Annotated in this window: 10 protein-coding genes; 9 read left to right on the forward strand and 1 reads right to left on the reverse strand. The window is 67.2% G+C overall.

Annotated elements, in window-relative coordinates:
* The first annotated feature begins 23 nt into the window (after positions 1 to 23).
* The 7 genes from OVY01_RS00395 to OVY01_RS00425 all read left to right on the forward strand — a co-directional run bounded on the left by OVY01_RS00395 (position 24) and on the right by OVY01_RS00425 (position 7,937).
* Positions 24 to 584, forward strand: a complete 561-nt coding sequence (locus tag OVY01_RS00395) for a TetR/AcrR family transcriptional regulator (protein ID WP_267844845.1) — start codon at positions 24 to 26, stop codon at positions 582 to 584.
* 220 nt (positions 585 to 804) lie between these two features.
* Complete coding sequence (locus OVY01_RS00400; RefSeq protein ID WP_267844846.1) at positions 805 to 1,230, forward strand: organic hydroperoxide resistance protein; 426 nt, start codon at positions 805 to 807, stop codon at positions 1,228 to 1,230.
* Between the two features lie 541 nt (positions 1,231 to 1,771).
* Positions 1,772 to 3,337: an ABC transporter substrate-binding protein gene (locus OVY01_RS00405; protein WP_267844847.1), complete on the forward strand. Its 1,566-nt coding sequence runs from the start codon at positions 1,772 to 1,774 to the stop codon at positions 3,335 to 3,337.
* A gap of 28 nt (positions 3,338 to 3,365) precedes the next feature.
* On the forward strand, positions 3,366 to 4,337 hold the full coding sequence (locus OVY01_RS00410; protein WP_267844848.1) for an ABC transporter permease: 972 nt from the start codon (positions 3,366 to 3,368) through the stop codon (positions 4,335 to 4,337).
* A 6-nt stretch (positions 4,338 to 4,343) separates the two neighbouring features.
* Positions 4,344 to 5,192, forward strand: coding sequence for an ABC transporter permease (locus tag OVY01_RS00415; protein ID WP_267844849.1), 849 nt, complete (start codon positions 4,344 to 4,346; stop codon positions 5,190 to 5,192).
* The gene (locus OVY01_RS00420; protein ID WP_267844850.1) at positions 5,189 to 6,904 is read left to right on the forward strand and encodes an ABC transporter ATP-binding protein; all 1,716 of its coding nucleotides are present in this window, start codon (positions 5,189 to 5,191) and stop codon (positions 6,902 to 6,904) included. The genes OVY01_RS00415 and OVY01_RS00420 overlap by 4 nt, the downstream gene beginning before the upstream one ends.
* 4 nt (positions 6,905 to 6,908) lie before the next feature.
* Positions 6,909 to 7,937 (forward strand): histone deacetylase family protein, encoded by a 1,029-nt coding sequence (locus OVY01_RS00425; RefSeq protein ID WP_267844851.1) that lies wholly within the window; start codon positions 6,909 to 6,911, stop codon positions 7,935 to 7,937.
* Positions 7,938 to 8,336: 399 nt separating this feature from the next.
* On the opposite strand, the gene OVY01_RS00430 is transcribed toward OVY01_RS00425, so the two are convergent.
* On the reverse strand, positions 8,337 to 9,947 hold the full coding sequence (locus OVY01_RS00430; RefSeq protein ID WP_267844852.1) for a gamma-glutamyltransferase family protein: 1,611 nt from the start codon (positions 9,945 to 9,947) through the stop codon (positions 8,337 to 8,339).
* A gap of 300 nt (positions 9,948 to 10,247) precedes the next feature.
* On the opposite strand from OVY01_RS00430, the gene OVY01_RS00435 reads away from it, so the two are divergent.
* Both OVY01_RS00435 and OVY01_RS00440 read left to right on the forward strand, forming a co-directional pair.
* Positions 10,248 to 11,981: a glycosyltransferase family 39 protein gene (locus OVY01_RS00435; protein WP_267844853.1), complete on the forward strand. Its 1,734-nt coding sequence runs from the start codon at positions 10,248 to 10,250 to the stop codon at positions 11,979 to 11,981.
* Between the two features lie 274 nt (positions 11,982 to 12,255).
* Positions 12,256 to 13,164 carry an SDR family oxidoreductase gene (locus OVY01_RS00440; protein ID WP_267844854.1) on the forward strand — a complete coding sequence of 303 codons (909 nt, stop codon included), beginning with the start codon at positions 12,256 to 12,258 and terminating at the stop codon, positions 13,162 to 13,164.
* Positions 13,165 to 13,206: the final 42 nt, after the last annotated feature.

Consider the following 13,206-nt stretch of genomic DNA (forward strand, 5'->3'; position numbering starts at 1 on the left):
TGTAGATAGGTAAGATACGCTACATGAACCCGTCGACAGTCCGCGAACAATTGCTGGCGCATGCGCAAACGCTGCTGATGGCGCGCGGCTACAACGGCTTCAGCTATCGGGATCTGTCGGGATTGGTGGGCGTGAAGACGTCGAGCATCCATTACCATTTCCCGTCGAAGGATCAACTCGCTTTGGCGGCCGTCGAGGCGTACGGCACGGCGGTGCGCGACGCCGTGGCGTGTATTCCCGATGATGTCGACGCCGATGTCCAGCTGCGGTTGTTCGCCCAGGGCACGACGCAGTGGCGGGACGGCAGCGAGTACATCTGCCTGTGCGGCATGCTGGCCGCCGACATCGCATCGTTGCCGGAAAGCGTACGCGCAGCGGTACGGGCCTTCTTCGAGGCGAACGAGGCGTGGCTGGCGAAGGTGTTGGCACGGGGCCGCGCGGATGGCACCCTGACGGTGAAGGGCACGCCGGAGACGTCGGCCCGCACCTTGATGGCCGCCATACAGGGAAGCCTGCTTGCGGCGCGGCTGTTCGGCGCGCCGGCCCGCGTCGACGAAGTATTCGCGTCGTGGATGCGCGCATGAAGTGCATGCGGCGTGGCCGGACGCGGAAGCGGTAAAAAATTTGTCGATGTAACTATCTTTCAGTAGATAGAAACGTGCGTTCGAGATCGTTTGGACGAACTGCGGTAACGTTTTGATAGGGACCTGTTGCGGGTCCGCCAGTCGCGGTGCATGGCGCGTCACCGGAATTTGACTGATCGTTTTGCGCCGGAATCATTTTGTCACTACAAAGGAAAGCTCCATGTCGATCGAAAAAGTGCTGTACAGCGCCCATGCTCGCGCAACCGGTGGCCGTGATGGCCGTGCGACGTCGTCGGACAATGCGCTCGACGTCCAGCTGAGCACGCCGCGCGAGCTGGGCGGTGCGGGCGGCAACGGCAGCAACCCCGAGCAACTGTTCGCCGCCGGCTACTCGGCCTGCTTCATCGGTGCGTTGAAATTCGTGTCGGCCCGCGACAAGATCGCGCTGCCGGCGGACACGGCGATCGAAGGCATCGTGGGAATCGGCCAGATTCCGGCCGGCTTCGGCATCGAGGTCGAACTCAAGATCGCGCTGCCGGGTCTGCCCCGCGAGCAGGCTCAGGAACTGGTCGACAAGGCGCATCAGGTCTGCCCGTACTCGAACGCAACGCGCGGCAATATCGACGTCACGCTGACCCTGGCCTGATGACCTCTGCATGACTGCATGACTGCATGACTGCATGACTGCATGACTGCATGACTGCATGACTGCACGGGGCCGGCGCAACGCCTGACGCCCCGTTGTCCGACGGTTGTCCGACGGTTGCCCGACGGTTGCCCCGCGGCGGCCTGGCGGCGTGCCGCGTGCGCGCATGTCGCATCTTGGTGCGCCCCCGCGCGCGCTGCACCAAGAACCTTCATGCCGTGCCGGCCCCGGCGCCCGCCATTCCCTTCTTTCCCCGCCTGCCTTTTCCGCTGTTCGCTTCCGGCCTGCCTGCCCACGCGCTTTTTCCGGGAAGCCGCGTCCTGACGCGCATGAACTGGCCTGCTCCTTGCATTGAGGAAAACGGTCGACGGCGGCGTGTCGACGCGGGACGCGCGCAGGGTTCCCGGTCCTCTCCACCGCCGAATACGCGATACCGTTCGCCGGTGCCGCGGTTTATCGCCCGACCGCATTGCCCGGCATGGTCGACAGTATTCACGCTCATGTTGGATCCCGTCCCGTTGCCGCCAGGAGAGTCGCTTTCATGAAACGCCGTGATTTCATCCAGAGAGGCGCCGCTGTCGCGGGCCTGACGATCGCCGGCGTCCCGCTGCATCTGTTCGCCGCAGGCAGGAAAGGCGGCGTGATCAACGCCGTGGTCCAGCCGGAACCGCCCGGACTGATGATCGGCATCACCCAGAATGGTCCGACGCAACTCATAGCGGGCAATATCTACGAAGGACTCCTGCGTTACGACGAAAAACTCGATCCGCATCCGAGCCTCGCGACGTCGTGGTCGTCGAACCCGGCCGGCACCGTCTACACGTTCAAGCTCAAACCGAACGTCCTCTGGCATGACGGCCGGCCGTTCTCCGCGGACGATGTCGTGTTTTCCGCCGACGTGTTCCTGCGCAAGACGCACGCGCGGCTGCGGGCCAGCCTGGAAGCGGTCGACAGCATCAAGGCACTCGATCCGCTGACCGTCCAGTTCACGCTCAAATACGCGTTCGGGCCTTTCCTCAGCCTGTTCGAGACGGGCACGATGCCGATGGTGCCGAAGCATATCTATGAAAACACCGACTTCCTCAACAATCCGGCGAACGCGCACCCGATCGGCACCGGCCCGCTGAAATTCAAGGAGTGGGTCAAGGGCTCGTACATTCAATTGGTGGCGAACGACCGCTATCACGAGCCGGGCCTGCCGCTGGTCGACAGCGTCTACTTCCATGTCATTCCCGACGCCGCATCGCGTGCCGCGGCGTTCGAATCGGGGAAGGTCGATATCGTGCCGGGCGGGGCGGTCGAGTTCTTCGATGTCGCGCGTCTCGCGAAACTGCCCGGCGTGCAGGTGACCACGAAGGGCTGGGAGTTTTTCGCGCCGCAATCCTGGCTCTGGCTGAACAACCGCACCAAGCCGATGGACGACGCACGCTTCCGGCAAGCCGTCCTGTACGCGCTCGACCGCAATGCGATGGCGAAGGTGGCGTGGTTCGGTTACGCGAAGGTCGCGACAGGTCCGGTGAACAGCCAGGTCAAGTATTACAGCAGCGACGTCAAACCCTATCCGCGCGACGTCGTCAAGGCGAAGCAGCTCGCCGCCGACGCCGGCTACAAGGGGCAGACGTTGCGGTTGTTGCCGCTGCCGTATGGCGAGACCTGGCAGCGGCTGGCCGAAATGACGCGGCAGAATCTCGCGCAGGCCGGCATCAAGGTCGAACTGGTGCCCACCGATGTCGCCGGCTGGAACCAGCGATGCAACGAGTGGGATTACGACATCGCCTTCACCTATATGTATCAGTACGGCGACCCGGCGCTGGGCGTGGCGCGCAACTACACCAGCGAGAACATCGCGAAGGGTTCGCCGTTCAATAACGTCGAAGGCTATCGCAATCCCAAGGTCGATGCCTTGTTCGCCGCCGGCGCGCGCGAGCACGACCCGGCCAGGCGCCAGGCGATCTACGCGCAGGTGCAGAAGATTCTGGTCGACGAGGCGCCGGTCGCCTGGCTCCACGAGATCAACTTCCCGACCCTGTACCGAACGAAGATCCACGATCCGATCAGTTCCGGCATCGGCCTCAACGACGGCCTCGGCCGCGCCTGGGTGAGCTGACGGCGCGCCGGTCCACCATGAGAACACCATGAAGCGTTTGCGTTTCCTGCTGGTGCGAGGCGGGCAGGGCGTGCTCGCCCTGCTGGTCATCGCGACCGTGAATTTTCTGTTGATCCGCGCCGCGCCGGGCGACCCGGTATCGGTGATGGCGGGCGAGGCCGGCGCATCCGATCCCGCCTATGTCGCGCAGTTGCGCCAGCAATTCGGCCTGGATCAGCCGCTGCCGCACCAGTTGTTCAGCTATCTCGGGCACGTGTTGCGCCTCGACTTCGGCTATTCCTACCGGCAGCAGCAGTCGGTCGCGCATCTCATCGCGGAACGCCTGCCGGCCACGCTGCTGCTGACCGGGTCGGCCTTCGTCCTGTCGTTGCTGCTGGGCGTGGCGCTCGGCGCGCTTGCCGCCCGGCACGCGGGGACGTGGGTCGACCGCGCGGTCAGCGTGGTGTCGCTGGTGTTCTATGCGACGCCCCTGTACTGGCTGGCGCTGATGGCGGTGCTGCTGTTCTCCGTCAAGCTCGGCTGGTTGCCGGGCTTCGGGTTCGTGTCGATCGGCGTGTCCATGAATGCGTGGCAGGGCGCGCTCGACGTGGGCCGGCATCTGTTGCTGCCGGCATCGACGCTGGCGCTGTTCTACATGGCGGTCTACGCGCGGATGACGCGCGCGTCGATGCTCGACGTGGCGCAGATGGACTTCGTCAAGACCGCCCGCGCGAAGGGCGTGCGTCCCGGCCGGATCCAGCGCGCGCACATCCTGCGCAACGCTTTGCTGCCGGTGGTGACGCTGGCCGGCATCCAGGCCGGCGGCCTGATCGGCGGGGCGGTGCTGACCGAGACCGTGTTCGCCTGGCCCGGCGTCGGCCGGCTGATGTTCGACGCGCTGCTGCAACGCGACTACAACCTGCTGCTGGGCTGCTTTCTGATGACCGCGGCCATGGCGGTACTGTTCAATCTCCTCACCGATGTCGTCTATACATTGGTCGATCCGCGTATCGAGCTCTGATCCCAGATGAAAACCCACAGCCGTTTCTGGCGGCGTTTTTGCCGTAACAAAGGGGCGGTGGTCGGCCTGCTGATTCTTGCGATCGTCGCGGTGCTGGCGGTGGTCGGGCCCGCGTTCGCGCCGAACGACCCCTGGGCGATGGTCGATCAACCGTTCCTCGCGCCGTTCGTCGAACACGCGCTGCCGCTGGGCACCGACACGCTGGGCCGCGACATTTTCTCCGGCGTCATCTATGGCGCCCGCATCTCGCTGGTGATCGGTCTGGTATCGACGGCCGTGGCCCTGCTCATCGGTGTCTCGCTGGGTGCCGTGTCCGGCTATTTCGGCGGGTGGGTGGATGCGTCGCTGATGCGTTTCACGGAGCTGTTCCAGGCCGTGCCGAGTTTCGCGCTGGCGATCGTCCTGGTGGCCATCTTCCAGCCGAGCGTGACGTCGATCGTCGCGTCGATCGCGCTGGTGTCCTGGCCGCCGGTGGCGCGCCTGGTCCGCAGCGAATTCCTGACATTGCGCCAGCGCGACTTCGTGCAGGCGGCCTTGCTGGCGGGGCAGTCGACGCCGCGCATCATCCTCACGCAGATCCTGCCGAACGCGCTCTCGCCGATCATCGTGATGGGGTCGCTGATGGTGGCCACCGCGATCCTGCTCGAATCCAGCCTGAGTTTCCTCGGCCTCGGCGACCCGAACCTGATGAGCTGGGGCTATATGGTGGGTTCGGCGCGCACGGTCCTGCTGCAGGCCTGGTGGATGGCGGTATTTCCCGGGCTGGCGATCGTGCTGACGGTGCTGGCGCTGAACCTGGTCGGCGAGGGATTGAACGAGGGACTCGACGCCCGCACCGACGGGAGAACGAAATGAGTACCACACCGAGCACCGCGCGCGCCCGGGCGCAGACGGCTCCCATCCTGGAAATCGATGGCCTCGACATCCGCCTGCCGCCCGGGGCCGATCGCGCGCTGGCGGTTCGCGGCGTCTCGCTGTGCCTGCGTGCGGGGGAGACGCTCTGCATCGTCGGTGAATCGGGATCCGGAAAATCGATGATCGCCAACGCGGTGATGGGGCTGCTGCCCACGCCGCGGGTCGCGCCGGTCGCGGGCCGCATCCTGTTCGAGGGCGTCGATCTGCTGGCACTCGACGAGGCGCGCATGCGCACGCTGCGCGGCCGGCGTATCGGCATGATTTTCCAGGAACCGATGACCGCGCTCAATCCGCTGATGCGCATCGGCGAGCAGATCGGCGAGGTGTTCGATGCGCACGCCAGCGGGTTCGGCGCGGACGAGAAACGCCGGCGCATCGTCGCCGCGCTCGCCGACGTCGGCCTGCCCGAGCCGGAACGCCTGATCGACAGTTATCCGTTTCGCCTCTCCGGCGGGCAACGCCAGCGCGTGATGATCGCCTGCGCGCTGCTGCTCGAACCGCGCCTGTTGATCGCCGACGAACCCACCACCGCGCTCGACGTCACCACGCAGGCGCAGATCCTCGCATTGCTGCGCGACCTGCAGACGCGGCGCGGCACGGCGGTGCTGTTCATCACGCACGATTTCGGCGTCGTGTCGGCCATCGCCGATCAGGTCGTCGTGATGCAGGCCGGAGAGGTGGTGGAGGCCGGCGCGGCGCGGCGCGTGCTGACGCATCCCGAACATGCCTACACCCGCAGGCTGATCGCGTCGATTCCCGATGGCGTGGTGGCCGAACGCGCGCCCGGCACGGATCCGCACTATGTGCTTCAGGTGCAGGACCTATGCAAGACCTATCGCACCGGGAGCGGCCTGCTCTCGGGCAAGGCACGCGTCGTCCATGCCGCGCGCGACGTGACGTTCGCGCTGCGGCGCGGCGAGACGCTCGGCATCGTGGGCGAATCGGGTTCGGGAAAATCGAGCGTCGGGCGCTGCCTGGTGGGTCTGAGCGATTTCGACAGCGGCCGGATCCTCTTCAACGGCCGCAATCTGTCACGCGGCGCGCAGAGCCGGCGGCTCGCGCGCGGCAAGATCCAGATGGTGTTCCAGGATCCGTATGCCTCGCTGAACCCGCGTCAGCGCGTCGGCGAGGCGGTCGCATCCGGGCCGATCGCGCAGGGGATGCCGCGCGCGCAGGCACTGACGCAGGCGGCCGAACTGCTGCACCTGGTGGGGCTCGATGCCGATGCCGCCGCGCGGTTTCCGCACGAATTCTCCGGCGGCCAGCGTCAGCGCATCGGCATCGCCCGGGCGCTCGCCACCGAGCCGGAGCTGCTGGTCGCCGACGAACCGGTATCGGCGCTCGATGTCTCCGTACAGGCGCAGGTACTGGCGCTGTTCGCCGAGGTGCGCGAGCGTTTCCAGCTGGCGATGGTGTTCATCACGCACGACCTGCGCGTGGCGGCCGGCATGTGCGACCACATCGCCGTGATGCAGCGCGGCACGATCGTCGAATACGGGCGCACCGCGCAGGTGCTCGCGGCGCCGCGGCATGCCTACACCCGCAAGCTGATCGCCGCGATTCCGCGGCTGTTGCGCGATCCGGCGATGGATGCGGCAGCCGATGCGGCAGCCGATGCGGCACCGGATGCGGCGGATTTCACGGGAGCATGACGCCATGAACGTCATTTACAGCGATACGCATCTGCGGCACGACCCGCAACGGTTCATCGTTCGCGGCCGGCTCAAGCGCAGCAACGAACGTCCCGAACGCGCCGCGCTGTTGCTCGCGGCCGCGCGCGCGGCGGGCCACCCGATTCTGACCCCCGCGGATCACGGCGCGGCGCCACGCGCGGCGATCCACACGCCCGAGTACCTGATGTTCCTGGAAACGGTGTGGGAGCGCTGGCAGGCGCTGGACGACGCTTCCGACGAGGTCATGCCGAACATTCACCCGTTTCCCGGGCAACCGGCGACCTATCCCGACAGTCTGGTCGGGCGCGCCGGGTATCACCTGGGCGACATGGCGTGTTCGGTGGGCCGGGACACCTGGCATGCCGCGGTCTGGTCGGCGCATGCGGCCACCGAGGCCGCGCAGCAGGTGCTCGACGGCGAAGCGGCGGTGTACGCCCTGTGCCGGCCGCCGGGGCACCATGCGTACGCCGACCGCGCGAACGGTTTCACCTATCTGAACAACGCGGCCATCGCCGCCCAGCATCTGCGCCAGCGTCATGCGCGCGTGGCGATCCTCGACATCGACGTGCATCATGGCAACGGCACGCAGGGCATCTTCTGGCATCGTCCGGACGTACTGACCGTGTCGCTGCACGGCGATCCGCATTTCTGCACGCCGTTCTTCACCGGGCATGCGCATGAACGCGGCGCCGGTGCCGGGCTGGGGTACAACCTGAACCTGCCGCTTGCGAAGGGCAGCGACACCGACACCTATCTGCTGGCGCTGGACCGCGCCTGCGAGGCGGTGCGCGCGTATGCGCCGGGTGCGCTGGTGGTCGCGCTCGGGCTGGATGCGCACGAGCGCGACCCGTATCAGGCGCTGGCGGTGAGCACCGCGGGCTTCGCGCGCATCACCGGGGCCATCGCGCGCCTGGGCCTGCCGACCGTGCTGGTGCAGGAGGGCGGCTATCTCTCGGCGGACCTCGGGCCGAACCTGGTCAGCGCGCTCGCGGGTTTCGAGGCCGCTGCCTGAGGTGCCCCGCCGGGGTGCCCAGCCGGGGGCGCCCCGACGCACAAACGCGCGCGCCGCGTATCATCGAGGATTTCCAGAAAACCGCCACGCCGAATCCTGTCGCGCGCCCGTCGGCGAACGACGTGCCGCTGCGACCGCTGGGGTTGGTTACGGTGACGCTCGCGACGTTCTTCGCGCGCATCGTCGTGCCGCATGCCGCGCGCGGCACCCTGTGGCGCGTCGCACCGGTGGACGTGGCGGTCTGGGCGCTGGGCGGCTTCTATCTGTCGCTCGGTCCGACCCTGGCTCGCGTAGCGACACGTTCCACGGCCGCGACCATGGGCGGCTGGGTGGTCTTCACGCTGACGGTCGCGGTCCTGAAGCAATGCAGCGGCGCGCCGGTGACGCGCCGCGCCCGGCTTACCAGCCCGCCGCTGCGCCGTCGCTGCGCAGGTCCGCGCCGGCTTCGAACAAACCGTTCGGATGGTGCACGATCGCGCCTGCGTGGCCCATCGCTTCGTCGAAGTCGCCCAGAATCTCGACCTCGTGCCCAAGCGCGCGCAACGCGTCGACGGTGGCCGGGCTGAAACGCGATTCGAGCTTGAGCGAATCCGAACTCTGACCCCAGGTACGGCCCAGCAGCCAGCGGGGCGCGGCGATCGCCGCCTGCGGATTCCAGCCGAAATGCGCAATGCGCGAAAACACCGCGCTTTGGGATTGCGGCTGGCCGTCGCCGCCCATGTTGCCGTAGACCATGGTTCGGCCGTCGGCAAAACGGGCGAGCGCCGGGTTCAGCGTATGAAAGGGCAGGCGGCCCGGCATCAGCGGATTGCGCGCCGCCGGGTCGAGCGAAAAACTGCACCCGCGGTTTTGCCAGTTGATGCCGGAGTTCGGCAGCACCAGGCCGCTGCCGAACTCGTGATAGATGCTCTGGATGAAGCTGACCGCCACGCCATCGCCGTCGATGACGCCCATCCAGACGGTGTCGGCCGGTCCGCGTCCGGCGCCCCAGGGAGCGGCGCGCTGCATCGATATGCGCGCGGCCATCGCGTCGAGCGCGTGCGGCGACAGCGTCGCCTCGGTGTCCAGCGTCATGTGCAGCGGATCGGTGATGTGGGCATCGCGCACCTCGAACGCCAGCTTGGTCGCTTCGACACAGGCATGGACGTAGGCCGCGCCCGTGGGATCCATTCCGGGCGTCAGGATCCGGTCGAGGATGCCGAGGATCAGCAGCGAGACCAACCCCTGGGTGGGCGGCGGCATGTTGTAGACGGTGCCCAGCGAATGCGCGAGCGCGAGTGGCGTGCGCTGCCGCGCCTGATGCCGTTCCAGGTCCGCGAGCGCCACCGGGCTGCCCAGCGCCGCGAGGTCGGCGGCGATCGACCGGGCCAGGTCGCCACGGTAGAAATCGTCGAGACCCGCGCGGGCGAGATGCTCGAAGGTGGCGGCCAGGCGCGGCGCGACGAAGCGCGTGCCGGTCGACGGCGCCGCGCCGTTGTCGAGAAACGCGTCGGCGAAGCCGGCGACCGGTTCGAGTTCCGTGCGTTTCGCCGCGACGCATCGCGCCTGACTGGCGGTGACCGGCACACCGTGCGCGGCATAGTCGATCGCGTCGGCCAGCAGCCGGGAGAGCGGCAGGCGTCCGCCCAGCGTGTCGCGGGACCATTGCTGCGCCGCATGCCAGCCCGAGATCGTGCCCGCGACGGTGTTCGCCGCCATTGGCCCGCGCGCGGGAATGGTCGTCAGACCCTGTTCCCGGTAGCGTTCGATCGTCGCGCCCAGCGCCGCCGCGCCGCAGGCCTCGATGCCCACGGGCGCGGCGCCCGGCCGCGAGATCAACCAGAAACCGTCGCCGCCGATGCTGTTCATGTGCGGATAGACGGTGGCGATCGTCGCGGCGGCGGCGATCATCGCCTCGACGGCATTGCCGCCGTCGCGCAGCACGGCGAGCGCGCTTTGCGCGGCGAGGGAATGCGGGGCAACCGCCATGCCGTGCGTGCCGCGCAGCGGGTTCAGGGTATGAAAGGACATATCGTATCGGGAAGGACGGGAAATACGGGCGAGAAAGGGAAAGGGCCGGCGCGAGGCACCGCAAGGAAGACCCGTGCGCGGCGCAAACGCGCCTTTGCGGCGCAGACGGAAAGGGTATCACAGCCATATATGCAACCCATGCACAGCCCTATGGCGGGCGTGCGCCGCTGCCCGCGCGCGACGCGTGCCCAGGGGGTTTTGTCATTACAATGGCGAAGCGCGCGGACGTGCCGCGCACGTAGCGCCGCACCGTTCCATGGAGACCTCGTCCCCGCTTCGTCGAAGCGGACGACCGATTTTATGCAAGCCATCTTTTCGCGTTCCCGCCGTGCGTCGGCGCCGCTGCCCGTATCGTTGTCGTCCCGAACGCTGTTCCTGCTGATTCTCGCGCTGGCCGTGGTGTGGTTCGTGCCGCTCGGCTGGCGGCACCTGGTGCCCAGCGACGAGGGCCGGTATGCCGAGATGGCGCGCGAGATGTTCGTCACGGGCGACTGGATCACGCCGCGCTACAACGGCTACAAGTATTTCGAGAAGCCGCCGCTGCAGACCTGGGCCAACGCGTTGACGTTCGCTTGCTTCGGCATCGGCGACTGGCAGGCACGGCTCTACACCGCGCTGACCGGTTTCTCCGGCGTACTGCTCGCGGGATATACCGGCGCGCGCGTGTTCGATCGCGCGACGGGCATCGCCACCGCGGTGATCCTGGCGAGTTCGCCGTACTGGAATCTGCTGGGCCACTTCAACACGCTGGACATGGGGCTGTCGTTCTGGATGGAGGTCACGATGTGCGGGCTGCTGCTCGGGCAACGTCCCGGTCTGCGGCCCGCAGCGGCACGCGGCTGGATGTGCGTGTGCTGGGGCGGCATGGCACTGGCCGTGCTCTCCAAGGGGCTCGTCGGCCTGATCCTGCCCGGCACCGCACTGATTCTCTATACCGTCGTCATGCGCGACTGGGCACTGTGGCGCAGGCTGCATTTCGCGGCCGGCGTGCCGGTATTTCTCGTCGTCGCGGTGCCGTGGTTCGTTCTTGTACAGGAACGGAATCCGGACTTCTTTCACTTCTTTTTCGTCGTCCAGCAGTTCCAGCGCTATCTCACACCCGATCAGCATCGCCCGGGACCGATCTATTACTTCGTGCCCATCCTGCTGATCGGTTTTCTGCCCTGGCTGTCGCTCGTGGCAGGCACCGTGCGCGGGCGCGGCGTCGGCATCGCGGACGGCGTGGCGCGTGCGAAAGGCGTGAAGGGCGGCTTCGCGCCGGTCGCGCTGCTGGCGGTGTGGGCGATCTTCATCTTCGTTTTCTTCAGCGTCTCGCATTCGAAACTGGTGTCGTACATCCTGCCGATTGCCCCGGCGCTGGCGCTGCTGCTCGGACGCACGCTGGCGACGCGCAGCCCGGCGCAGTGGCGCCGCATGCTGCTCGCCTATCTGGTGGTGTCGGTGGTATTGGGCATCGCGACGGGACGGCTCGCGCACCTGGGCAGCGGCAACACGCCGAACGCGCTGTACCGGGCGTTCCAACCCTGGGCGGTGGCGGCGGTGGCGGTGGCGACGTTGTCGACGCTGCTCGCGCTATGGCTGAACCGGCGCAATACGCCGGCGTCGATCGTCGCCTTCGGTGCGGGGTGGCTGCTGCTGGGCACGATCGCCGGCACCGGACACGAGGTATTCGGGCGCGAGAGTTCCGGGGTATTGCTGGCACCGGCCGTCGATGCCGCGCTCGCGCGCCAGCCCGCGGATACGCCGTTCTATGCGGTCGACCGGCTCGATCACACCTTGCCCTTTTACACGCGGCACACGACGATCATGGTGCACGGCGCCGACGAACTCGCGTTCGGCGTGCACGCGGAACCAGCCAGATGGATTCCGGCGATCGACGGCTGGATCGCGCAGTGGCAGTCGCGCCGCCACGCACTGGCGTTGATGTCGCCGGGAACCTACGACGTCATGCGCGCGCGGGGTGTGCCCATGCGGGTCGTCGCGCGTGATGCACGCCGGGTCGTGGTGGAAAAACCGGCGGACGGCGGGGACTGATCGCCACGGCAGCGGGTTGACATGGGACGCGAAGACGATGCCCTGCAACCCGCGCGCGGTGGGATACCCCTCCCGTCCGGGCGCACCCGGGTGGGCAGTGCCCTTGGTTCGGCATGCCGAAGGCGCGCCAGGGCCGGGAAAGCCCCCGGTTCTTTCGGCGGGTCCGGTTTTTGCGGACCCGTTCGGCGTTATCTATACGGATTCGCCGCGCGTCAGCCTTCGTTCCTCGAAGAGGTCCCGCGGTCTTCCGATCCCATGCCGAAGGAGCCGAACGATGAGCAACACCGACACACCGAATCAATACGCGATGCAGAACCCGCTGACCCAATATCCGCAGCCGGAATTCCCGCACCAGACGCAAACCCCGCCCGGCACCGTGCACGACCTGCATCCCGCCGCGGATCACGGCGAAAAAAGCTATCGCGGCTTTGGCAGGCTGGCGGGCCGCAAGGCGCTGATCACGGGTGCCGATTCCGGGATCGGCCGCGCCACGGCGATCGCTTTCGCGCGCGAGGGCGCGGATATCGTGCTGAGTTACCTGCCCGAGGAAGAAGCGGATGCAGGCGAAGTCGTCGCGCTGATCGAGGCGGAAGGGCGCAAGGCGGTCGCCTTGCCGGGCGATCTGAAAGACGAGGCTTTCTGCATCGAACTCGTCAAGAACGCGCGAGAAGCGCTGGGCGGCCTGGACGTCCTGGTGAATGTCGCGGGCAAGCAGACGGCGCAGCACGACATCGCCGACATTACGACCGAACAATTCGACGCGACATTCAGGACCAATGTGTATGCGATGTTCTGGTTGTGCAAGGCCGCGTTGCCGCACTTGCCCGCCGGCGCGACCATCATCAACACCGCGTCGATCCAGGCCTACCAGCCCTCGCCGACCTTGCTCGACTATGCGCCCACGAAAGCCGCGATCGTGGCGTTCACGAAGGCACTGTCCAAGCAGGTCGCGTCGAAGGGCATTCGCGTCAACGCGGTGGCGCCGGGTCCGATCTGGACGCCGTTGCAGCCCAGCGGCGGCCAGCCGCCGGAAATGATTCCGCCATTCGGCAGCGAGACACCCCTGAAACGGGCTGGTCAGCCGGCGGAATGCGCACCGCTCTACGTGATGCTGGCGTGCCAGGAATCGAGCTACATCACGGGTGAGATATTTGGCGTAACGGGCGGCAACACGCTGCCGTAGACCGGCCGCGGGAACGGGCGGGCCGCATGAAAAGGCGGCTTG

The sequence above is a fragment of the Robbsia betulipollinis genome (genome assembly GCF_026624755.1).
Taxonomy (GTDB): domain Bacteria; phylum Pseudomonadota; class Gammaproteobacteria; order Burkholderiales; family Burkholderiaceae; genus Robbsia; species Robbsia betulipollinis.